This window comes from Psychrobacter sp. PL15, assembly GCF_035984995.1.
Classification (GTDB): Bacteria; Pseudomonadota; Gammaproteobacteria; order Pseudomonadales; family Moraxellaceae; genus Psychrobacter.
Genome location: NZ_JAXCIB010000007.1, coordinates 41,068 through 65,728 on the forward strand (window position 1 = coordinate 41,068; position 24,661 = coordinate 65,728).

Sequence of the window (24,661 nt, forward strand, 5' to 3'; positions counted from 1 at the left end):
CATGAATATGATCAAACCAAACCTGCTTACTGTGGTAATGATGTTGAGTGTCGGAGGAACCGTTGCGCTATCAGGCTGTAGTCGCTATAACAAAGACCAAACCGCTCATACAGCAGCCACCCTTGCTAATCTACAAGCAGCGCAAGTGGTATTTGATAATCAAGCCAGCCGCAATAATGGCGCGTGGGGTGCAGTCTATATGTCTAAAGAAGAACTTAGATCGCCGCGAGCCAATATCGTTGATGTTAGCTCGCTACCAAAAATGTCAGAGGATGTAAATCTACAGCAGTGGCTAGCAAAATTTGAAGGTAGTTTAGAAGGTAAAACCGGATTCTTTACTACCAATGGTAAAAAGCTCTACGACGACTCCTGTGCGGGCTGCCATATGCAAAAAGGCGAAGGCGCACAAGGCGCTGGCTATTATCCGCCGCTAGCTGACAACAGTAAGATGCAATCTAAATACTACATTATCAGCGTGGTGATCAATGGTCTTCGTGGTATGCCCTCATTTCACAGCATGATGACTGATCAACAAATCGCGGCGGTCACGCAATATGTGCAAAGTGACCTTAATAATTTTACCGATACAGTCACTGCTGCTGATGTCGCTCAGCTGCGCCATGACTTCCCGCCCGGTTCTGATCCGAGTGAATAGCCTTAACGCGTGATAAATAAACCGTTAATCATTGCACTAAATATAAAAAACGTAACTATAGTTGTGCTGGTGTTATTTATTTAGGACTGGCGGACCACACTGGTGAGCGGAGAGTCCCTTGACCTGATTTACCGAACGATTCTCCACCGTTGAGAGACTTAATAGTGAGAATGCCTTTGCCGCCCTGGGTTGAGGCGTAGACCACACGTTTGCCATTGGGTGAAAAGCTAGGTGCTTCATCAATACCGGTGTTGCCCAGATTGGCAGTTACTGTACCGCTGCTATTCATAATCGCGGCTGAACGGCCATTTAAAAAAGCGATTTGCGTGCCATCAACACTAAACTGTGGGCTGGTCGCATAGCCGCTGTTAGACACTTTAGTGGTGCGTCCTGAGCCGAACTCATAGCGGTAAATTTGTGGTTTATTAAATCCCGTTTTATCAGAGACAAACACAAAAGATTTGCCATCAGGCGCGTAGCTTGGTTGCACCTCACTGCTTGGCCAATTGATAATTCGTCTAGGCTGGCCGCCGTTGGCACTTATCTCATAAATATCAGAGCTGCCCTCAAAACTGCTAGAGAATAATATTCTGCTACCATCGGGTGAGAATGAAGGGCTCAAATTACTGCCCGGAAAAGGGGTCAATACACGGGCACTGCCACCACTGATATTCTGTACATAAATAACCGGATGTGATTTTTCACGTTGTACAGCGTAAGCGATCCGGTTGGCATCGGGCGACCAAGCTGGCGAAAATATAGAGCCTTTAACTTCAGTGATGGTACTGGCATTTTCACCGTCAGCATCCATAACTTTTAATCGTGAGACTTTATCTTTACCGCGGCCAATCTCCTCAATATAAGCAATGCGCCCTGAGAAGTCACCTGGAGTTCCAGTGATAAGCTCATAAACTTTATCGGCGATAACGTGACCGGCATAACGCATACTTTGCGGGTCTTTATCTGACGATAAGCTTTGCTTGCCCTCTATAACTTGCCCTGACTTAACATCAATCACTTCATAATCAATAACGATCTTACCGCGATTAGTACGAGTACTACCGATGACTAGATAGGGAATGCCCATATTTTGCCAGACTGGTAACGTACCAGCCAGCTCACTACTAGTACGAGGCTGCTGTGGCAGATTTTTGCTAGTGACTTTAAGTTCAGTCCGGCTCAAGTCGCTTAGGACAATGGCTGACAATATCGAATCACCCGCAAAAGGCACAAAGGCGACTTGGTTTTGTTGTACCGGAATCTCATAATCCAATTCTAACACCACAGGTGCTGCGAATAAACTAGGAGCGGTTAACAGACTTGAGGTGCTGGCAAGTAAAGTAATCAATAGTTTTTTATGGGTACGCATGACCAAATTGAACTCCTAAAATGGTGTAAAATTATTTTTTATAGGCAATAAGTGGCCTATTACGTTAAGGTAATATGGCAGAGGGTGCAAGGAGCTTAAGGTAAAATCAGCGCATACATGATTGCGGGTCGCTGACTAGTTGCTACCTTTAAACTGGATGGTAAAGGTAGGGTATTTGGGGTCATCAGTATCAATGGGTAGATTACGAGTACTCAATACTGCCTGCTTCGCCGCTTCATTGACCGCATTATCAGGGCCTGAGGTAGAGACAGTCACCACATCGCCATTGGCATTGACCGTAATCGTCAAGGTGGCGCGCTGAGTTGACCCTTTAGCGGCTATGGGTGGGTTATAGTTACGTTTGATTAAGGTGATAATCTCGTTATTACTGGCTCCACTATTACCATTTGATGCAGAACGGTTGCTACCTTTTGCGGTGCTAGAAGTCGCCGTGTCACCTGATAGGGTAGATTGTCCCTCTGACAAGTTATAATTTTTGCCGCCACTACCTGAGCTACCGGTGTCAATTTCAATATTACGTTGACTGCTATTGGGGCGTTCAATCTTGGGAGGGTGGTTCTTTTTATTGCGAAATTCTTTTAGCTTTTCGCGCTCTTCTTCAAGATTACTTTGTTTGTTTTGTTCAACGCGTTCCAGTCTTTCTAGGGTAACAGCATCTTGCTGTGCTCGCCATTCATCGAGGTTACGCTCATACTCTTCTGACTGTTCGATAAAGCGTTGTTCCTGTTCTTGACTCATGAGGATTGGCGCTTCATTATAACTGTCAGAAGGATTGTCAGATTGTAAAAAAACGGGCGCTCTTTGCGAGCTCGTTTGACCATTATTAGGTGCGGTGTTGTTGTTATCATTTGGGTTCAGTGGCTCATTATTTACCGCACCGCTAAGACTACTATCTGTTTGTGAGCCATTAGAAGCCGCCGCACGATTGGCCAATATTTGTCCTTGCATCTCAGCCAGTTGCTCAGGTGATACCATAACAGTTTCAATACTGCCTGCGGTCTCTATTTCAGTATGTTGGTAAGTATAAATCAATATTCCAATGACTAGACCATGTGCCAGCACGCTTAATAAGGTAGGCAGCGTCAGCCCATTACCTTCAGGCTGGGTAGGGACGTAGACGGCAGGACCATTATTCATTATATTGATACTCATGGACGTGATTCATCGGGTTATCTACTTTATTGGACCACACTCACTTAGGTGTTTTTTAGGCGATATATTATTGCGTGGTAATTTATTGTGAGTAGGTTGCTAATAGCTATAGTATGAGACAGCTATACGGTTATAAACGGGTTATTACTTATAAGGTAGGCGTGGGTAGGGGTGTACCTGTTAATAAGCCTACTTTCTTAATGCCGGCTTGCTGCAAGTTTGCCATCAAACCCATAATTGCCCCATATTGGTTATTCTGATCGGCATTAATCATGACTTGTAATGGTTGCTCACCAGTATCACTGTTTTGTGATTGTAAGTTTGATAAGGTATCAATGAGCTGAGGCTCACTAATTGGCATATCGATATTGTTCTCATAGCTAATAAAAATCTCACCACTGTCTGTTAATGACACAATCACCGGCAGTTGATTTTGGCTCAAAGTATTGGTTTGCTCTCTTGGCAAGTCCACATCGACTCCAGTAGTCAGCATTGGGGTAGTTACCATAAATATGACTAGCAGCACTAACATCACGTCGATATAAGGGACAACGTTCATTTCTGCATTCAGTGGTACTTTTTTACGGGCGTAGGGACTTGGCTTCATAGTCCTTTTACCTGACTGGTTGGCGTGGTTGGTGTCACCGCTATTGGATTGTCTGTGCTGGTTTCACGTTGGAGCATGCCGGTCATCTCATCACAAAATAACGCGCGCGAGTCATAAAGGCGACTGGATATGGCGGTAAAGTGGTTATAGGCTAGAACCGCTGGAATGGCTGCAAACAGACCCATGGCTGTCGCGATTAGTGCTTCAGCAATACCAGGTGCCACGGAGGCAATGGTCGCTTGTTCAGTCTGTGATAGTCCTAAAAAGGCATTCATAATGCCCCATACTGTACCAAATAATCCGACATAAGGCGCCACCGAACCAATACTGGCTAGAGTGGTCAGTCCTGACTCTAATAACTGCTGCTGACGACCTAATCCCACTCGTAATTTACGCTCGACCCCATCGATGATATCGTCTTTAGGCTGGCGTTTTTTATGCATTCTTAGATATTCAGAAAAGCCCACATAAAAAATCTGCTCAAGGCCCTGGCGTTCAGGCGAACCTTGGATACCTTGGTACAGCTTGGCCAAATCTTCACCTGACCAAAACCAGGTTTCAAACTGCTCATCGAAGTTTTTAGCGGTGCCTAGGCGTGCGCTCATCCGAAAAATAACAACCCAACTGAGTAAGGAGGCTAATAATAATAATGCCATCACAATCTGTACCAGTAGACTGGCTTGGGTGATAAGATCGATAATGTTTAATGATTCAGGCATGTAATAGACTCACGGATAATTAATAACAAGCTAAGTTGTAGTCAATTCAAAATAATATAAACACAAAAAAACTGAGCGTAGGCTGTATCTTAATGCAGTAAAAGAGGTTTACGATGTCGTCGTTTCATTATGAGCGGACTAGAACCACTTGATACAGATAGGGCTTCTAACAACTGAAATGTTATGAGCTTAAAAAAGTCAAATTTATATCTATCGTTGACGTGGTTTTCTTATACATAATTTTTTATATGGTTTTCTTATGAAATTCCGATGCACAATCAACGCTGTGCGCTCATTTTAACCCGCTAGTGTACTGTTAAATGAACAAAAGGTCATTTATTAATGTGTTAAAGATATAGTGGACAGTCGTTTTATAAAATATCTGACGACAACCCCTTTGACTATAATATCGTCCCTAATATATACCAAATTGTAACTTTATATTCACAAGGTAACAGTAATGATTGAATTTGTAGGTTGATTTCACTAAAATGTTAGTATTTGTTTTTAAATTTTTCTCATTATGACACTGTCTTTTTTCTGCTGTCGGTATTTTTATCTGTAATCGAATAGTCAGTCGGTTAGAAACATCATCCATAGTCGCAATTTGGAAGCGTTATTTATGGTCGCAATTTGGAAGCGTCAGTCATAGTCGCACTTTAAAAGTGTCACTTACATCCTCAATTTAAAAAAGACGTTTGCTTACAGCCGCAATTTGGAAGCGGCATTTACTTAATGCAATTTGGAAGCGATATTGATTTAACGCAATCTGGAAGCTGAACTTATGAATGCAATTGAACGCTATTTTGGGATTAATGGTGATAACACCACCATCAAAACAGAAATTCTCGCTGGTGCAACCACGTTTTTAACGATGGCTTACATCATATTTGTTAACCCCAACGTATTGGCAGAAGCTGGCATGGACAAAGGCGCAGTATTTGTCGCCACTTGTTTAGCTGCTGCGGTGGGTTGTTTTATAATGGGTCTTTACGCCCGTCTGCCAGTCGCATTAGCGCCAGGCATGGGACTCAACGCCTTCTTTACTTACGGTGTGGTCTTGGGTATGGGCTATGCGTGGGAAACCGCGTTGGGTGCGGTATTCCTATCGGGTTGTATCTTTGTACTATTAAGCTTGTTTAAAATTCGCGAATGGATTATCAATGCGATTCCAACCGCTCTTAAACAAGGTGTGGTCGCTGGTATTGGCGCGTTTTTAGCCTTCATTGCCTTGCAAAGCTCTGGCATTATCGTTGGGCAAGACGCGACCTTGGTTGCCCTCGGTGATATGACCACGTTTTCACCCGTGATGGCCTCGTTAGGGTTTTTTGTCATCGTCGGCCTGTCTTACAAAAAAATTCCTGGTGCAGTAACGATTGGTATTTTACTGGTCGCCTTGATCAGTTTATTAACAGGTAATACTCAGTTTACGGGGATTATATCTACGCCGCCATCAATTGCGCCTACCTTAATGCAGCTTGATATTGCAGGTGCATTTGACGTCGGCATGATCAGTGTCGTTTTTGCCTTCTTATTCGTAGATTTGTTTGATACTGCAGGCACCTTGATGGCGACCACTAATCAGGCTGGTCTGGTTGACAAAAATGGTAACATTCCCAACCTAGGCAAGGCGCTAATAGCGGATTCAACAGCGACTGTTGCCGGCTCGTTGTTTGGTACCTCATCGACGACCAGTTATGTTGAAAGTGTCGCAGGGATCGCCTCAGGTGGCCGCACCGGATTGATGGCAGTAACAGTCGGTGTGCTATTTTTACTCAGTATTTTCTTTGCGCCATTAGCCGGTATGATTCCAGCCTACGCCACTGCCGGTGCCATTTTTTATGTGGGCGTATTGATGCTGGCCACACTAAAAGAGGTCAATTGGGGTGATGTTACGGATGCCGCACCTGTGGCAGTCGTGCTATTGTTTACACCGCTAACATACTCTATCGCTGACGGTATTGCGCTTGGTTTTATCACCTTTACTGCAGTCAAATTATTGGCGGGTAAATTTGCTGAAATCACCCTCGCGGTTTGGGTATTGACGCTAATCTTATTAGCCAAAATCATATTTCTTTAAATTTTAAGGCTAGATAAACTCAGATGTCAGCTCTCGAACCTTCCTTATCATTGAATGATAAGGAAGGTTTTTTGCTTCAGTATTCAGGTAATGTTCAACTATTTATTTAGCATTACTAATTGGTAGAATTATGCCCAATAGCCAATAGTAAACAAAAAACCATAACTTGAGCGTCATTGTGGTGGCCACCCTGCTATCTAATTGTTTTTTAATGGTATATTTATTATCGTAAACGGTCGATATCGTTAGTTTGAAAGTTTTTTTCGTGATAACATAGCGGAGTTAAGCGCATCACCTCAATCAACGCCGTAGAGGTTTTTCTTACAGTGAATTAGCGTCATCTAAGATCACAAATTAACGATATTAAGGCCATGTTTCGTCATACCTTGATAGTTGGATAATCTACTGGTCATACTCGTTTCACTACCAACAAGAAGAAGGCACTAATGCCGCCTAACTGTTCGTTGTTGCCTTTGCATTGTTAACGTAGTTCGTTGAACGTTCGAACGACATACTTAACCGTCTCCAGCATATGCTGGATTTGCTCGTTTTGTGATGGCGCCGTTCGGTTCTTTGTTGATAGTTTTTATAAATTAACCGCTTGTGTAAATAACTGGCTTTTATAAACCGCTCTCATAAAAAGTTCCTGCGCACCATTTATTATGGTTTTTAAACGATAGTTGTGGAGTTGGTATGAATCCAATAGACCAGTTTGCCCCGAAAGAGCCGATTTTATTTAATCCCACCGATTTGTTGGTGCCAGAGTATATCGAGCAGTCAGCAGATGAGCTGTATGCGCGTATCTCGCCACTATATAGTGTGGACGAAGACCGCTGGTTAACCGACTTGCTGCCACTTGCCAAGCCTAGTGATGAAGAGCGCGAAGCTGCTGCTCAGCAGACGCGCAAGCTAGTCGAGTATGTGCGCAATGATGGTAAAGCCGTCAAGATGGTAGATTCACTATTGCTTGAGTATAGCCTTGACACTCAAGAAGGTATCTTACTGATGAGTTTGGCAGAAGCCTTAATTCGGGTGCCAGATAACTATACCGCTGATGCACTGATCCGTGACAAGATGAGCGTCGCGGATTGGAAGAAGCATCTTGGAGGTGACAATGGTTTTATCACTAATGCCTCGACCTGGGGATTGATGATGACCGGACGCGTGGTCAGTATTGATAGTGATACGACAGCGTCAGGATTTTTGGATCGTATGACCAAAAAAATGGGCGAGCCAATGATTCGCGGGGCCATGCAAAAAGCCATGCGTGTTATGGGTCATCAATTTGTATTGGGCGAGACCATTGAGGAAGCCAACAAAAACAGTCAAAGCTATCGCAATAAAGGCTATACCTATTCGTTCGATATGCTAGGTGAAGCCGCGGTTACTCATAAAGATGCCGAAAATTACTTTAACGACTATTTGCATGCCGTTAAGTCTACGGCCAATATCAAAGTTAAAGAGGGCATGCCCAAGCCTTCTGTATCTATCAAGTTGTCAGCACTACATCCTCGTTATGAAGCGACCCAAGAAGCACAAGTGATGGGTCTGCTACGTCAGCGTTGCTTATTGCTCATTGAAGCGGCACGCGAAGTCAACGTCGACCTCAGTATCGATGCCGAGGAAGCGGATCGCCTAGAGATTTCTCTAAAATTATTTGAATCGCTATATCGTGACCCGCTAACCGTTGGCTGGGATGGTCTTGGTCTGGTTGTTCAAGGCTACGCAAAACGTGCTATTGCTATTTTTGCATGGGTGGCTCGTTTGTCTACCGAAGTTGGTGACCGTATTCCGCTACGTCTAGTAAAAGGCGCATACTGGGATACTGAAATCAAATTGGCTCAGCAAAAAGGTCTGTCCGGCTATCCGGTCTGGACGCGCAAAGAAGGCACAGATACTGCCTATCTGGCGTGCGCGCGTTTCTTATTATCAGAGCATTTACGCGGGTTGATTTGGCCGCAGTTTGCGACTCATAATGCCCACACGCTAGCAACAGTAATGACCATGAGTGCGCATAGAGACTTTGAGTTTCAGCGTTTGCATGGTATGGGTGATGCGCTCTATGATCACATCTTACAAGCGTATAATATTCCTGTGCGTATCTACGCACCCGTTGGTGCGCATAAAGACTTGCTACCATATTTGGTGCGTCGTCTGCTCGAAAACGGTGCGAATAGTTCATTTGTCCATCAGTTATTAGATAAATCTTATCCTATCGACAAGCTAGTCGTGCATCCGTATGACAAGCTACTCACTAATGACACCTGGCACAATCCAGATATTCCGTTGCCACTTGATATCTATGGCGAGCGTCGTGCTAGCTTTGGTCCTAATATATTTGTCGAGTCACAGTGGCTACCGCTTAAAACAGCTATTGATGGCTATTTGCATAAATCATGGACAGCAGCGCCTATTATTAATGGCCAAACCATTAGTGAGCATGCTGTCGATGGTGTATCTAACAAGCTAGATAACCATACGATACGCGCCCCTTGGAACCATGAAGTCATTGCTGGCGAAGTAAACTATGCCAACGCTGAACTTGCTCGTAACGCTATAGACGCAGCAGTTGCTGGACAAGAAGCGTGGCAAGCGGTATCAGCCTCCAAGCGCGCTGCGATATTGCGTAAAATGGCTGATTTATACGAAGAAAACTACGCTGAGCTAATGGCTTTGTGCCAAGTTGAAGCTGGCAAGACCATACAGGACAGTATTGATGAAATTAAGGAAGCCGTTGATTTTTGTCGCTTTTATGCGGATGAAGCCGAGCGCTTAGATAAAATTGTACATGAAATCAAAGACTTGTCAGGTAAGCCGTTGCGCCAAGCATATAAGGCGCGCGGTACCTTTGTTTGTATTAGCCCTTGGAACTTTCCACTGGCTATTTACACCGGCCAAATTGTTGCGGCCCTAGCGGCAGGTAATACGGTAGTTGCCAAACCTGCTGAACAAACCAGCTTAATTGCCCACTTTGGTGCACAATTGATGTATCAGGCGGGTGTACCTGCTGAGGCGTTACAGTTTGTCACGGGTGCTGGCGAAGTAGGGGCAGCGTTAACAGCGGCTGACAATTTATCTGGCGTTATCTTTACTGGTTCAACCCAAACCGCTCAGCGTATCAATCAAAGCTTAAATGATCATGCGCAAGCCAGCGGCGAGCTACCGGTATTGATTGCTGAAACGGGTGGTCAAAATGCCATGATCGCCGATTCAACTGCCTTGCCTGAGCAAGTGGTTAAAGATGCGGTATTATCTGCCTTTGGCTCAGCCGGTCAGCGCTGCTCGGCGTGCCGTATTTTATGTGTACAAGAAGAAGTGGCAGACGGCATCATTGAGCTACTACAAGGCAGTATGGCCGAGTTGGTTGTGGGTAATCCTCTTTATGCTGCCACTGATGTGGGTCCAGTCATTGATAGTGATGCCAAGCAGGGTCTTGAGGCGCACATTGAACGCATGACCGCAGAGCCAACGGCCAAAATCTTAGGCCAAGCCACAATGAGTGCCAGTTCAATAGTCAGTCAAGATCAGTCTACCTTTGTATTGCCAACAGCAATTGAAGTGAACAGTATTGATGTTATTGGCGGTGAGCATTTCGGCCCTATATTGCATGTATTGCGATATCAAGCGCGCGATTTAGACAAGCTTATTGATGCTATTAACGGTACTGGCTTTGGTTTAACCTTAGGCATTCATAGCCGTATTGAAAGTATCGCTGAGCGCATCGAACGCCGTGCTTGTGTGGGTAATACCTATGTTAACCGTAACCAAATTGGGGCGGTAGTCAACGTCCAGCCTTTCGGTGGCTATGGTCTATCAGGTACAGGTCCAAAGGCCGGTGGCCCACATTACGTGGCACGCTTAATGCGCCTTAGTGATCTAAGTAATGCTACAGATAGCAGTGATACCACTGTCTCAACCCAGACCACTCAAACTGATGTCGCATAAGGAGTAGCAACATGGCAATTGAATTCAAAAAAAATCATGCCCAAGCTTGTGAAGCTTGGCGGCTACTTAGCGCGGTCAATCGCGCCGCTCACCTTGAAGCGGCGATCCCTAAGTTGGCATTGCTTACCGGCGATGCTAACAAGGCGCGGCGACTATTTAAGCATTTATTAAGCTTTGCACCCACGCTTGATGAAGTACACCGTATGACTGGGGCTACTGGTGAGTCTAACGACTTATATGTGACAGCTCGCGGCAAAACCATGGTTATTGGTGGCGAATCCGCTAAGACTATGGCCGTACTTGGCCAGCTCATTGCAGCATTGGTGACGGGTAATGAGGTAATACTACATTGCCCAAGCCAAGATGAGATGTGCATCGAAGCCGTAAAAGTGCTTTATGAGACTGGTATCGATAATGATGTCATTAGTATTGCTAATGACTCACAAACCGTGACGCTATTATATATTGATCGTCTCGCGCAAGTAGCCGTGGCCGGTAGTCCTGCTGAAGTACAAGCAGTCAGCCAAGAGCTTGCCAACACTGACGGTATCTTGACGCAAGTGATTGCGGTAACCGATATGGGTGGTTTGTCTGATATGCTCACGCCTGACTATTTATATCACTTCACCACTGAACGAGTAAGAACTATCAACACTACCGCAATTGGTGGTAATGCTAGCCTACTTGAGCTTGGTACTGAATAAGACTGTTGCTGGCTAAATAATATTTAGCCGCGCATGCGTTACGGTTAGTGTCTATTTACGAGAGTCTTAGGATTCTTATAAATGGACACTAACCGTTTTTTTGTGCGTGTAGTTCCCGTGCCTATTATTTTTATAGGTTTTTGTCATAACTACAGGCGCTGCGCTTATATAGAAGCAGCCAGTTACCAATAGCGAATGAGGTTGAATTTATCAATCATTTACTGTTACGAGGCCAATGACCTCTGAACGCTGATCTTTAAAGCAAACAGAACGAATTATAATATCAATCTTGTAGGTGTTGTAGGTGTTGTAGGTGTTGTTTTGACCCAATACTTCTTAAGTTTTCTAAGATAGAAAGCTTAGGCTTAGCGACAGAAACTTAAGCAGCACTGTACGTTTTCGTTGAACTCATTTGGTCGAAAAGTCCTAGAGGAACTGTTCTTATAAGTTGTAAAGTGAATAAAAACAATGCTAATATGCTAGTAATTGACCGTATGGTCAAGTGTTAGTTAACTTCCAACTTCAAAAATCTCTCAAGTGTTTTTTAACACTGTTCAAGCATTATTTGAGAGCTGCGTAATCGCTGATAACAAATATTATAACTCAGTTAAAGCCGCTTTTTTATGTAGTGCGTGGTATCAAAAACGGCCTAGGCATTAATTTACGGCCATATTAATCAAGGATGATTAATCATGTTTAAATTTTTCTTATCACAAATTTTAGCATCACAACATAGTTCCGAACAGTTCCGAGTGTATGTATCAGCTGAACGATAAGCCTCGCTTTTAGGCTATTCGCCTTGCTGCTTTACAGCGCCTGTTTAACCTTATGATTGCTACCTTTACCCCAAATTTTTATTAATAGCCTGCGCTAACCGTTTGAGGTTTCGAAGAATATTTGAGTTTTCAGATGTCGTTAAGTGCCGCCTTATTATTTTACTTTAGCCGAGTATTGCTATGATTAATTTCTATCTGAATGGAAAGCACCATGAGCTAACCCAACTTAACCCCAATACGACGGTGCTTGAGTATTTGCGCTTACATGTGCGTCAAACGGATACCAAAGAAGGCTGCGGCAGTGGGGATTGCGGTGCCTGCACCATTATGGCGCAACGCTTGCCTTTTAACGCTACTGATAACTCTAGTAGCAACGCTAGCAATAGCAGCGAACCTTTCTATACGTTGAATTCTTGTATCACTCTATTGTCGCTCATGGATGGTCATCATTTGATGACCGCTTCTTATCTAGCGGACAATCCTGAGAATCACCCAGAGCGCGCGCTACTACATCCTGTACAGCAAGCGATGGTTGAGTGTCATGGGTCGCAATGTGGATTTTGTACCCCTGGGTTTGTGATGTCGTTGGCGAGTGTCTATGAAAATAAGCGCATGCAACGACTTAACCGACCGACTCAAAGCGTATCTAGCGATGGATCAAATGCAAATAACTCAGACTCTGATGATCTAAGCCATGAAGACCTAAGCTATGAAGACCTAAACTACGATGAGATCGTTGCCTCCATATCAGGAAATCTATGTCGATGTACAGGCTACCGGCCTATTATCGAAGCCGGTTTGATGATGGAAAAGATTGGTCAGCAAAGAGATGCTGATCAGGCCGCAGTGAAAGATTTAACCATTGGTTTAGCCACCGATGTGATGGCCAGTACTAATATAAGTGCTGATATTAGTACTAGCATTAATGCTGGGGTAAGCACAAAAGAGTCCTCAATAGCATCTATCGAGCCTGCACTTATTGACGCTGGGCGAAAACTATTTATCCCACAATCTGTTGATGAACTTAATCAGATTCTAGCTGCGAACCCAACAGCGACTATTTGGGCAGGTGGCACGGACTTGGGATTGAGTGTGACTCAGCATTTGGTCGATCATGAGGTGATTGTTCAGCTATCCGCTATTGAGTCGTTAAAATCCTGGTCGTTATCTGATGTTGAGGAAGTCTTTAACAGTGACGCAAAGCCATCAACAGCTCAAATATCGCAAGAGCTAATCTTTGGTGCTGGCATGAGCTACGCAAAAATGTTGCCTGTATTAGAGCAGTATTTTCCTGAGTTTGCTCAACTGTTCGAACGCATTGCCTCTCCGCAAATCCGTAACATGGGTACTATTGGTGGTAACGTTGCTAATGCTTCGCCTATTGGGGATTTGCCGCCGATTCTATTGGCATTAGGGGCGCGCATTCATTTGCGTCATTGCGATGGCAATGTTTATGACAATGTTAGTGTTGATGCTTATGTTGATGACAATGCTGAAAGCCACGCTAATAGTAGTGTTAACGATGATAGTAATGAACAGCCATATACTGACGAGGTTATACCTTTATCAGACTTTTTCTTAGATTATAAAAAAACCAAGCTGCTAGCTGGCAGTTATGTGGTTGCCATTCATATTCCACTGATGCAAGACCATCAGCACTTATTCATTCATAAGATTAGTAAGCGTTACGAAGATGATATTTCTGCCTGTCTACTGGCGGCAAAAATTGAGCTGTCAGTGGATGGCACAACCATTAATAACGTAAAATTTGGTTTGGGCGGTATGGCAGCGATACCCTTGTTGGCCGCACATTGCCAGCAAGCACTTATCGGTCAGCCTGTTGAAGTTGCTAGCTTTGAAAAGGCGGCACAAGCTTTGCCTTTAGACGTCTCACCATTAACCGATGTCAGAGCCAGCCGTGAGTATCGTATGCATGTCGTACAACGTTTATTAATTAAATGCGGCAAGCAATTAGTTAAAAATTCGCAAATAGAGACTGCTTAATAGTTTATTACTGAAAACTGTCATTTAGCACATACTGTTTAACACATATTTTTAACATACAGTTTTCACAATATCCTCCTATAAAGCACAGTTTGCGCGGCATCATTACTTCTTGCACCAAAAATTATTAGTAAAAAATACCATAAGCTAAATATATATCTTATGTCAAAAATAAAAGAGCATCAATAAAAGAGAGAGCCATTATGAGCCACCAGTCCTCGTTATTTGACAGCTACAGTATTCGCCGCGTGCGTCCGCCCAAAAATAAAATTGGTACCTCAGCTAAACATGACAGTGCGATTAGTCATGTCATGGGGACCGCAACTTATGTGGATGACATGCTAAAGCCGCAGGGCACTCTGCACTTAGCTGTAGGTAAAAGCAAGCACGCTCACGCACGCGTATTGAGTATGGATTTAAATGCTGTCAAAGCGGCCGACGGGGTAGTGGATGTTTTAAGCTTTAAAGACTTGCCTGCCAAAACGGATATTGGCGCGGTTTTTGATGGTGAGCCGCTAATGGTGGATGAGATCACAGAATATGTGGGCCAGACATTATTTGCGGTAGTAGCGACCAGTCATCGCGCCGCAAAACAAGCGGTACTCCAAGCTATTGTAGAATACGAGACCTTACCGTCGGTACTCACTATTGATGAGGCATTAGAAAAGGATTACTTTGTCCGGCCCACTCATACCATGCAGCGCGGCGATGCCCAAGTAGCGCTTGAGAATGCGCCTCTACGCATCAAAGGTCATATTCATATGCTGGGCCAAGAGCATTTTTATCTTGAAGGCCAAGTCTCATATGTGGTGCCTTGTGATGATGGCGGACTGGAAGTTTATACTTCATCGCAGCATCCAAGTGAAGTACAGCAGCTGGTCGCTGAAGTGGTGGATTTGCCTTTTCATGCAGTCAATACTATAGTGCGAAGAATGGGTGGCGGTTTTGGTGGTAAAGAGACCCAAGCCGCAGCATGGGCGTGCCTGTGCGGTATTGTTGCCAAACGTCATAATGTACCTGTCAGTATGCGCTTAGATCGGCAAGACGACATGGTGGTCACGGGTAAACGCCACGAATTTTCCAATCGCTATGAAGTCGGTGTAAATGAGTCTGGCCAAGTACTTGGCGTTGATATGCAGTTGGCAGGCTTATGTGGTTATGCGCCGGATTTATCCGATGCGATCGTCGATCGCGCCATGTTCCACTGTGACAATGCCTACCATTATCCTGCCGCCCATGTGGCAGGACATCGCTGCAAAACCCATACGGTATCTAATACTGCCTTTCGAGGTTTTGGTGGGCCACAAGGTCTTCTCACTGCTGAATATATGATGGATGACATCGCTTACACCTTAGGGATAGACCCTCTGCAAGTGCGCTTAACTAATTTATATCAAAATGGACAAAGCACTCATTATGGACAGCCGATTGAGCATTTTGATTTGGCAACTATCATCAATACACTGGCAGAAGACTGTGAGTATGATAAGCGTCGCCAGCAAATTATCAAGGTTAATCAGCAAGCCGAAGCTGAGGGCAGTGATAAACGCCTTGGTCTGGCTTTAACGCCTGTGAAGTTTGGTATTTCATTTACAGTGCAGACGCTGAATCAAGGTGGCGCTCTAGTACATATTTATACCGATGGTAGTATTCACCTCAATCATGGTGGTACCGAGATGGGTCAGGGGCTCTATATCAAAATTGCCCAAATCGTTGCTAATGAATTCGACGTTGATTTAGATACGGTCAAAGTGTCGGCCACGCGGACGGATAAAGTACCCAATACTTCACCAACGGCTGCTTCATCAGGTACTGATATTAATGGTAAAGCAGCACAAAATGCTTGTATAACCATTAAAGGTCGCATTATTGAGTTTGCTGCTGAGCATTTTAAGGTAGCAGAAAGTGACATACGTTTTGAGCGTAATCATGTCTATATTGGTGACAAAGAAGATCTCACCTTTGCTGAAATAGTGCTGTTGGCGTATCAGCATCGTATTAGTCTGTCTTCGACGGGCTATTATAAAACCCCAAAGATATTTTATGATCGCTCCAAAGCATGGGGCCGCCCCTTCTTTTATTTTGCCCTAGGCGCATCGTGTTCTGAGGTCGAAATTGATACCTTAACGGGTGAGTATAAGGTACTGCGCTGCGATATCTTACATGATGTGGGGCAGTCGATTAATCCGGCTATTGACATCGGTCAGATTGAAGGCGGCTTTATTCAAGGTATGGGTTGGCTCACGGCTGAAGAGCTCACTTGGGACAAAAAAGGTAACTTAGCATCCAATAGTGCGGCCAATTATAAGATTCCTACCGCTCATGACTTACCGAAGCAGTGGCAAGTTAAATTGTTTGATCGCAAAAATGAAGAGCAGACCATTTATAACTCTAAAGCTGTTGGTGAGCCACCATTGATGTTGGCCGCTAGCGTCTGGTGTGCGATTAATAATGCCGTAGCAAGCTTAGGTGACTATAAGAAAAACCCAGAGTTGACTATGCCTGCGACCCCAGAGGCGGTACTAAAAGCCGTGATGCGTATGCAAGGCGTGCCGTGGGAAATTAACGCTAAGGTAGATATGGCTACTGTTGATAGCCTCACTACAGAGGATGACTCTGGTATCGATGATGATCGAGTGATGCCGCAGCAAGTATCTCATGGCAAAGATATCAATCCACCAGAGGTTGAAGGTCAGTTAGCGGATGCTCAACCGGATGCAGTAGAACATCCAAATGTGTCAACGGCTAGAGGTCCTGCTCACAGTGAATGATTTATTATCAGCTCCAATGCCACCCACACGCTGGTATGATGGCCTAGCCCAATATCAGCAGCAGGGTGTCGCTCACGTGCTGGCGACTGTCATTGCAGTAAATGGATCAGCACCCAGGGCACTGCAAGCCAAGATGATTGTTACTGTCGATAGCTACTGCGATACGCTCGGTGGCGGTGGTCTTGAGCATGATGTCATTATGACCGCGCGTCAATTGCTGAGTGGGGAAATAGAGGCAACCGTATCAAAAGATGTCAAAGAAAAGCACTCTAGAAAAGATAAAGATTCTCAGCAAGGTAACACTATTAATAGTGATGGTGATAGCGACCTAGAGTCGAAGCCAGCCAAAGCAGTACGCCGCGATAGCGTTTACACCAAACATTATCCGCTCGGTGCAAAGTTGGCACAGTGCTGCGGTGGTAGCGTCACGGTTATGTTTGAGTGTTTTAACGTGATACCACCGCTATCGATATTGGTGTTCGGAGCAGGGCATGTGGCCGCGGCTTTGATGACCATATTGGCTGAGTTGCCTTGCCAAGTGGACTGGGTAGACAGTCGTCCTGAGATGTTTGCGCCTTATTTACTAAATAAATCGGACCAAATTAATGGATTCCCTAAAGCCTTCGGTGAGCCATCAGCGTCAGAGCAATCGTCTCTTTATCAACTTCCGGCGCACATCCGTCCCCATGTTAGTGAGGAGCCCGTTGATTTTATTCGTCCGTTTATTGAACCTTTTATAGAACAAGGCGATCAGCGTTTTATTCTGATCATGACTCATGATCACAGTCTTGATTTTGAGCTGGTGCGTGCTGCTATAGATGTTAGCTTAGCCACTAATGATGCGGATATCAGGCGAAATACTGATAATGTTATTGCAGATCACGACGGTTTACAGGTTTCAATGCCATATATCGGCTGTATTGGCTCAGCGACTAAGGCAAAACGTTTCAAAGATCGTCTGACTCAACGCGGCTATAGTGAGCAAGTAGTCGATAGATTAACCATGCCAATAGGGTTATTGATTGGTGGTAAAGAACCCATGGCGGTTGCGGTATCTATTGCTGCTCAAATTTTACAACATTACTATCAGACATAACCCATGCAGGTATAGCCCAACAAGACATAGCCCAGCGACTTATAAAACTACTATAGTTTGCCCATTATAAACGACACCATTATGAACGACACTATTGTTAGCCTCGCTAGCTATACTAATATATAGGCTGCGTTCAATATCTTTGTGTTCATATTAGGGTGGATTGACGATGTTAATTTAACTAACTTCCAATCAACATATTTATTATCAATTAATGTGAGATCTCATTATGACCCTGCATATATATCAAGCCCAGTTGCTGCATTATCTTACCGAAAAGGACCTTGCTGACCGTTCACCGAAGGCTACGACGGTTGATAAAAGCATCACTTTACTACCAGTCAACACTGGCGTGAAGGTTTATCCTGAGTATATTGCCGATGGCGCACTGGTTGTTGATGATGCGACTGGTCTTATTGTAGATTATGGCAGTAGTCAGGCAATGTTAGCGGATTATGGCAGCGCTAAAGAAGGACAGGCGCCAGTACAGATTCACAACCATCAGCACAAGCTAATCATGCCAGGTTTTATTGATACCCACGTGCATTATCCGCAGATAGATATGATTGCCGCTTATGGAGAGCAGCTGCTTGACTGGCTCAATAATTATACCTTTGTCACTGAGGCCAACTTTGATGACCCAAAGGTCGCGCATGATACCGCAAAGTTCTTTTTAAATCAGTTGCTCGCTAATGGCACGACTAGCGCCTTGGTGTTTTCTACCAGTCATCCGCAATCAGTAGAGGCATTTTTTATTGAAAGCCATCAACTAAATACCCGTATGATTACCGGTAATGTCCTGATGGATCAAAACGCACCTGCACATCTTTGTGTGTCAGCTGAGCAAGGTATTCGCGACACCCAAGATATTATAGATAAGTGGCATGAGCGCGGGCGTCAGCATGTGGCTATTACCCCAAGATTTGCCATTACTTCAACGCCAAAGCAGCTGCGCTTGGCTGGCGAGTTATACGCCAGTTACGATAGCGTCTACTTACAAACGCATTTGGCCGAAAACCGTGATGAAATTGCTGTTGTGCGCGAGCTATATCCCAATCATAAAGGGTATCTGGATGTCTACGAAGACATGGGGCTACTGGGTCGCCGCACAACTTTGGCGCATGGTATTTACCTTGAAACTTCAGAGTACGAAAGGCTACGCGAGACCGGCGCGCAAATAGCACACTGCCCAACGTCTAATCTATTTTTGGGTAGTGGACTGTTTGATTTACCCAAAACCTTAAGCTACACCGGCGTTAGTGTTGGCACTGATGTGGGCGCGGGAACCAGTCTGTCGATGTTGACCACCTTGTCAGAGGCGTATAAAGTCCAACAGTTACAAAATAATCCGTTATCCGCTCATCAAGGGCTCTATCAAATTACTTTAGGCAACGCCCAATCGTTATTATTAGACAATAAAATCGGTAACTTTATGCCTAACAAGGAAGCGGATTTTGTGGTTATAGACATGAGCGCCACTGCGTTACTTGAGCGCCGTATGACCCAGACCAAATCGCTTGATGAGCGTCTGTTTGTGCTGATGATGTTAGGCGATGACAGAGTGATTGAGCAGACAGTAGTCGCGGGAGTGAGTCGTTATCTTAAAGCTAAGGCGTCCTAAGATAAGGAATAAAAGTCTCGTTTATTTATTAAAGATAATCGTAGACGCCATTTGTTTAATGATTCGAATCTTATAATTCCTAGATTAAAAAACCGATTTTTGAGCAATGCCAAAAACAGGTTTTTTATTGTTACTAATTGAAGCTAAGATTATTAAGGTTTACTCAGGATAATCTACCCACATCCAACCGTTTTCTAGCCATTCCATTAAATCATCAGGATCAATGTCTACAACATCGCTTGCTATGATATGTTCGCCATCAGCCAAACGCATTAACAGCGCTGTTGCCGTGTTATCCAGACCATCCAGTCGCTGACCATTCGCATACAAGGCTACGCTATTATTTTTTTGTTGACAGTCTTTTTGGTTAGAGCCAGTTTGATTAGGGCTAGTTTGGTTATATAGCAGACGATTGCTGTAATCTGCTTGAAGCGTGCCACCTTCTGCTAAAGCTTGCATCAGCTCATCAGTATTCATAGTTTCTTCAGGTACCAATACATCATATTGGCGTTTGCTCACCACTTCACACACCGCTTGGCGAATGATATTAGCACCACGATCTGACTGTAGTAGTTGTAATAGTTGGGTGGTGATGGCATCGATACTATCGGTTTGCAATTCACCTGAAGCTTGGCGCGCTTGCGGCAATAGCATTGGTACAAACAATGCGCTGTCATTGGTTGCCACATCAGCAAGACTATCGATAACTTGCATCAAATTAGGACGACGGCAGCCGAACGAAAAAGTCATACAATCATCTTGTGCTACGCCAAAATGCGCTAGTTTGGGCGGTACATACAGCACGTCACCAGCTTCTAAAATCTCATCAAAAATAATTTCGCCCATATCATCAAAAATACGAATTGGCTCATCAGGCACAAACTCAGTCTGCTCATCACAGAATTTACCCAGTTGCCAACGACGATGACCATAGCCTTGCGCTAAGAACACATCATAATCATCATAGTGCTTACCGACCGAACCACCTTCAGGCGCATATGAAACCATAATATCATCACGCTGCCACTGCGGAATAAAGTCAAGCGCTTGCCATAATTGTGCCAGTTCGGGTGACCACTGTTCTAAATTTTGTACCAGCACCGTCCATTGTTGTGGTAAATCCTCAAAATCCGCTTCAGTTAATGGGCTTTTTTTAAGGTGCCATTGTGGGTCGCCGGCCTTGCCATTCGAAGTTTGCTTAGTTGCTGATTGAGTCAGTAAGCGAGCTGAAGCATCTTCCTCAAGGGCAAGCCCTAGCATGTCATCAGGCTCAAACATCCCAATAAGCTGGGGCAATCCCTGCTTAATTAGCAGTGGTTTTTTTTGCCAGTATTCGCTTAGAAACTGTTCTGGTGTTATGTCATCGGGTAAACAAAGTTTTAAAGCGCTCATTGATAAATCCATGTCATTTGATTAGTTTGAAATAATGTTCAGTTTTTCTTTAGTAAAAGCAGGTAATCGTTTATGATTAGTTGTGAGCAAATTGCTTATAATAAGTTATTTGTTGAGTCTTAACTCCCTCAAATTGAGCTTGCTACAATGCGGCGATGCTGAGGTCAGTAAGCGCTATCAAAAAAGCTACTGTCCTATCTTTGCGGTAGTCTAAAACGCCTATCTATTGATTATGTTTGCCTTCTAAGGTGACATGATTATCGTAGAACTCCATAAAAACTGCTTATAAACCGCACGACTTGATGAACTCAAAAAAAGTGCAAGCCGTATTGAGTCATCTACTTAACCATAGGACAATCATGAAAAAACTACAAATTATCGCCTTACTTGCCAGCATATTTTTACTACAAGCTTGCGTGCACAAATTGGTCACTGTACCGGTCAAGGTTGCTTATATAACTACTAAAGGTGTGGTTAAAGGTACCGTTGCCGTTACTAAAGCCATCATACCGGGCAGTTCTGAAGACGATGGTGATAAAAAAGATAAAAAATAAAACCTTACTCATCCACTAGGTCTTTGAAGATAAATCCTAGCATTCAGAGTAAGGTTATCAACTGGCTTGATTTAAATAAGGGACTAGCAACCACTCATTTAAATCTTTTATTTATCAAGCCTATTATTTATCAAGCCTATTATTTATCAAGCTTAGCAATCCAGTCTTTAATAGTTCGCGCTTGCTCAGCGGCATTACCAATATAGGTCGCAGGGGTCATTTCACGTAGGCGTGTTTTATCAGCATCGCTAACCGCAGACAGCTCATCACTTTCAACGAAAGTCAGCATCGCTTCACGGGTCATGGCATTGCCACGAGTTAACGCTTTAAGCTTCTCGTAAGGGTTCTCTACGCGGTAGCGGCGCATAACGGTTTGAATCGGCTCGGCCAGTACTTCTTGAGCTTGATCAAGATCGCTATTTAGGCGCTGCGCATTTAATTCAAGTTTACCAACCCCTTTTAAACAGGCATCATAGGCAATCATGCTTTGTGCCAGACCAACCCCAATATTACGTAATACGGTCGAGTCTGATAAATCGCGCTGCATGCGTGAAATCGGGAGCTTTTCACCCAAATGCGCCAGCATAGCATTCGCTACGCCAAGGTTACCTTCCGAGTTTTCAAAGTCAATGGGGTTAACCTTATGCGGCATAGTAGAAGAACCCACTTCGCCATCTTTTAGACGCTGTTTAAAATAGCCTAGGCTAATATACTGCCAAATATCACGATTGAAATCGAGAAGTATGGTATTAAAACGTTTTACCGCGTCAAACAGTTCAGCGATATAATCATGCGGCTCAATCTGCGTAGTGTAAGGGTTAAAAGTCAGCTCAAGGCTCTGCTCAATAAAACGCTCAGCATGCGCCTGCCAATTAACGTCAGGGTAGGCTGCGTAATGAGCGTTATAGTTACCGACCGCACCATTGATTTTACCCAATAACTCAACCTGACCAACTTGCTTGATTTGACGCGCGAGACGATAAGCCACGTTAGCCATTTCTTTACCCAGCGTGGTTGGACTAGCCGTTTGACCGTGCGTGCGCGACAGCATGGGCTGATCAGCGTGAGTCAACGCCAAATCAATAATACTATCAGTCATTTGCTGCATTTTATCGAGTACGATTACGCGACTGTCTTTCAACATCAAGGCATATGATAAGTTATTAATATCTTCACTCGTACAAGCAAAATGAATAAATTCTAGTGAGTCGTTAAGGGCTGCCTGACCACGAAATTTATCTTTGATGAAGTACTCAACCGCTTTAACGTCATGATTGGTCGTGGCTTCGATATCTTTAATCGCCTGCGCGTCCACTTCGCTAAAATTATCAACGATGGCATTTAAAAAGACATTGGTATCGGTATCAAACGCGGTCAATTCACTAATCGCACTGTTGTCAGCCAATGACTGTAACCAGCGAATTTCAACGGTGACGCGAGCTTTAATTAAGCCAAATTCAGACAGATAAGGGCGCAAGCTGTCAGCTTTGGACGCATAGCGGCCATCAATCGGAGAGAGTGCGGTCAAGGCAGATAAAGAGGTGGGCATAGATATCCTTTAGGTTAGTTGGGCACGTTTAGTTCAGTTGAATTACAGGTTGTAATACAGTTAATAAGTTGAAATTGAGTCGGTAAAATAGATTTTTTACGTTGACGTCTGTTGATTTTCTTAGCTCAATCAGCGACTATAATCACAAGCATTTATACTTGTCCTTTATGTTTATCCTAAAACCCACACGGCGCATCAATAGACTCAATCACACCACCGCCCAAGCAGACCTCATCAATATAGAATACCGCTGACTGACCTGGGGTGACTGCGCGTTGGGGCTCATCAAATACTACCCGTACTTCACTACCGTCTTCATTAGCAGCAGTTACGGTGCAAGCTTGGTCTGGTTGACGATAACGCGCCTTAGCCATACAGCGTAAACCATCAGGGCTAAAAATATCCGTAGGTGGCAAGATATCGACCCAATCAAGCTTATAAGCGTGCAGTTCGGTACTTAGCAGCATTGGGTGCTCATGACCTTGACCCACTATTAAGCGATTTTTATCTAAGTCCTTTGCCAATACAAACCAGGGCTCTTCTGGACGGTCTTTAACGCCACCAATACCGATACCACCACGTTGGCCTAAGGTATAGTACATTAGCCCGTCATGGGTACCGATAACTTTATTATCATCAGTTAGGATATCGCCTTTTTGCGCAGGTAAATACTGCTGTAAAAAGTCTTTAAAGCGGCGCTCTCCAATAAAGCAAATACCGGTAGAGTCTTTTTTGTTGGCCGTAATTAAGTCATGCTCTTCGGCAATCTGACGGACGACGGGTTTTTCTAGTTCGCCCACAGGAAATAGCGTTTTGGCAAGTTTATCGCCACCAACCGCATGTAAAAAGTAGCTTTGGTCTTTATTGTTATCCAAGCCGCGCAATAACTGTGCGACACAGCTGCCATCAGCGTTGGTATAGTTGACACTGCGACGGGTATAATGACCCGTGGCAATATAATCGGCACCAAGCGTTAAGGCATAATCTAAAAAGGCTTTAAACTTAATTTCTTTATTACATAAAATATCTGGGTTGGGCGTCCGTCCGGCTTTATATTCGGCCAAAAAGTGCTCAAAGACTCGGTCCCAATATTCCATGGCAAAGTTAGCAGTATGTAGTTTAATGCCAATTTTATCGCATACTGATTGGGCGTCTGCTAAGTCGTCCATCGCTGTACAATATTCAGTGCCATCATCTTCTTCCCAGTTTTTCATGAATAACCCTTCTACCATAAATCCTGCTTGCTGAAGCAGAACGGCAGATACCGAAGAATCGACCCCACCGGACATACCAACAATTACTCGCGTGGTAGCAGGATTATCGATATCGGCAAGGGTTAAAGCGCGCTGGGCGTTAAAAGAATGCGATACTGGCGTGGCTAATCTATCTTGGGTGGTTGACATAGCTGACATAAAAAGTGCTCAACAACTTATGGTAAAATAAGCATCATATTATAACAGCTAATTGAAACCGGTGGCGAAGTGCAGGGCTCGACCTCGTTAAAAACTTCCGTAATAATTATTGATAGATGGTCATCGGTAGACTTGCGTTGATAGACTATTCATTAATAGATACTGAAACCACTGTTTTATAAATTTCAAATTAATTTTACTTCTCCTTTTTAACAGCTTTTAACAGCTTTTTAA

The 24,661-nt window shown here is 44.1% G+C and carries 16 protein-coding genes; 9 read left to right on the top strand and 7 right to left on the bottom strand.

The features are described 5' to 3' along the window. Nucleotide 1 precedes the first annotated feature (1 nt). Entirely contained in the window at nucleotides 2-655 is a 654-nt protein-coding gene (locus RCH20_RS07620; protein WP_209957724.1) for a c-type cytochrome, read from the top strand. Between the two features lie 76 nt (nucleotides 656-731). On the opposite strand, the gene RCH20_RS07625 is transcribed toward RCH20_RS07620, so the two are convergent. The 4 genes from RCH20_RS07625 to tolQ all read right to left on the bottom strand — a co-directional run bounded on the left by RCH20_RS07625 (nucleotide 732) and on the right by tolQ (nucleotide 4,523). Next, complete coding sequence (locus tag RCH20_RS07625; RefSeq protein ID WP_327193154.1) at nucleotides 732-2,024, bottom strand: translocation protein TolB; 1,293 nt, start codon at nucleotides 2,022-2,024, stop codon at nucleotides 732-734. A 135-nt stretch (nucleotides 2,025-2,159) separates the two neighbouring features. Then, on the bottom strand, nucleotides 2,160-3,197 hold the full coding sequence (locus RCH20_RS07630) for a cell envelope integrity protein TolA (RefSeq protein WP_327193155.1): 1,038 nt from the start codon (nucleotides 3,195-3,197) through the stop codon (nucleotides 2,160-2,162). A gap of 148 nt (nucleotides 3,198-3,345) precedes the next feature. Then, a complete protein-coding gene (gene tolR / locus RCH20_RS07635) occupies nucleotides 3,346-3,804 on the bottom strand; it encodes a protein TolR (protein ID WP_209957718.1) in 459 nt (152 codons plus the stop codon). Continuing rightward, entirely contained in the window at nucleotides 3,801-4,523 is a 723-nt protein-coding gene (gene tolQ, locus RCH20_RS07640) for a protein TolQ (RefSeq protein WP_327193156.1), read from the bottom strand. Before tolQ ends, tolR begins: the two co-directional genes overlap by 4 nt. Nucleotides 4,524-5,307: 784 nt before the next feature. Here tolQ and RCH20_RS07645 point away from each other — a divergent pair. The 7 genes from RCH20_RS07645 to guaD all read left to right on the top strand — a co-directional run bounded on the left by RCH20_RS07645 (nucleotide 5,308) and on the right by guaD (nucleotide 19,520). Continuing rightward, nucleotides 5,308-6,603, top strand: a complete 1,296-nt coding sequence (locus tag RCH20_RS07645) for an NCS2 family permease (RefSeq protein WP_209957715.1) — start codon at nucleotides 5,308-5,310, stop codon at nucleotides 6,601-6,603. 693 nt (nucleotides 6,604-7,296) lie between these two features. Beyond that, a complete protein-coding gene (putA, locus tag RCH20_RS07650) occupies nucleotides 7,297-10,548 on the top strand; it encodes a bifunctional proline dehydrogenase/L-glutamate gamma-semialdehyde dehydrogenase PutA (protein WP_327193157.1) in 3,252 nt (1,083 codons plus the stop codon). 11 nt (nucleotides 10,549-10,559) lie between these two features. Further along, nucleotides 10,560-11,252 (top strand): 1-pyrroline-5-carboxylate dehydrogenase, encoded by a 693-nt coding sequence (locus RCH20_RS07655; protein ID WP_209957710.1) that lies wholly within the window; start codon nucleotides 10,560-10,562, stop codon nucleotides 11,250-11,252. 956 nt (nucleotides 11,253-12,208) lie between these two features. Further along, entirely contained in the window at nucleotides 12,209-14,032 is a 1,824-nt protein-coding gene (locus RCH20_RS07660; RefSeq protein ID WP_327193158.1) for a xanthine dehydrogenase small subunit, read from the top strand. 203 nt (nucleotides 14,033-14,235) lie between these two features. After that, on the top strand, nucleotides 14,236-16,803 hold the full coding sequence (gene xdhB, locus RCH20_RS07665; protein ID WP_327193159.1) for a xanthine dehydrogenase molybdopterin binding subunit: 2,568 nt from the start codon (nucleotides 14,236-14,238) through the stop codon (nucleotides 16,801-16,803). Between the two features lie 16 nt (nucleotides 16,804-16,819). Further along, on the top strand, nucleotides 16,820-17,899 hold the full coding sequence (locus tag RCH20_RS07670; protein WP_442793115.1) for an XdhC family protein: 1,080 nt from the start codon (nucleotides 16,820-16,822) through the stop codon (nucleotides 17,897-17,899). A 229-nt stretch (nucleotides 17,900-18,128) separates the two neighbouring features. After that, on the top strand, nucleotides 18,129-19,520 hold the full coding sequence (gene guaD / locus RCH20_RS07675; protein ID WP_327193161.1) for a guanine deaminase: 1,392 nt from the start codon (nucleotides 18,129-18,131) through the stop codon (nucleotides 19,518-19,520). A 159-nt stretch (nucleotides 19,521-19,679) separates the two neighbouring features. Here the strand turns inward: guaD and RCH20_RS07680 are convergent, their stop codons facing one another. Beyond that, nucleotides 19,680-20,912: a cupin domain-containing protein gene (locus RCH20_RS07680; protein ID WP_327193162.1), complete on the bottom strand. Its 1,233-nt coding sequence runs from the start codon at nucleotides 20,910-20,912 to the stop codon at nucleotides 19,680-19,682. Between the two features lie 359 nt (nucleotides 20,913-21,271). On the opposite strand from RCH20_RS07680, the gene RCH20_RS07685 reads away from it, so the two are divergent. After that, nucleotides 21,272-21,466: an NF038104 family lipoprotein gene (locus RCH20_RS07685; RefSeq protein ID WP_209957697.1), complete on the top strand. Its 195-nt coding sequence runs from the start codon at nucleotides 21,272-21,274 to the stop codon at nucleotides 21,464-21,466. Between the two features lie 139 nt (nucleotides 21,467-21,605). Here the strand turns inward: RCH20_RS07685 and purB are convergent, their stop codons facing one another. Together purB and mnmA are read right to left on the bottom strand one after the other, a co-directional pair. After that, the gene (gene purB, locus RCH20_RS07690; RefSeq protein WP_327193163.1) at nucleotides 21,606-23,015 is read right to left on the bottom strand and encodes an adenylosuccinate lyase; all 1,410 of its coding nucleotides are present in this window, start codon (nucleotides 23,013-23,015) and stop codon (nucleotides 21,606-21,608) included. Between the two features lie 176 nt (nucleotides 23,016-23,191). Beyond that, a complete protein-coding gene (gene mnmA / locus RCH20_RS07695) occupies nucleotides 23,192-24,418 on the bottom strand; it encodes a tRNA 2-thiouridine(34) synthase MnmA (RefSeq protein WP_327193235.1) in 1,227 nt (408 codons plus the stop codon). Nucleotides 24,419-24,661: the final 243 nt, after the last annotated feature.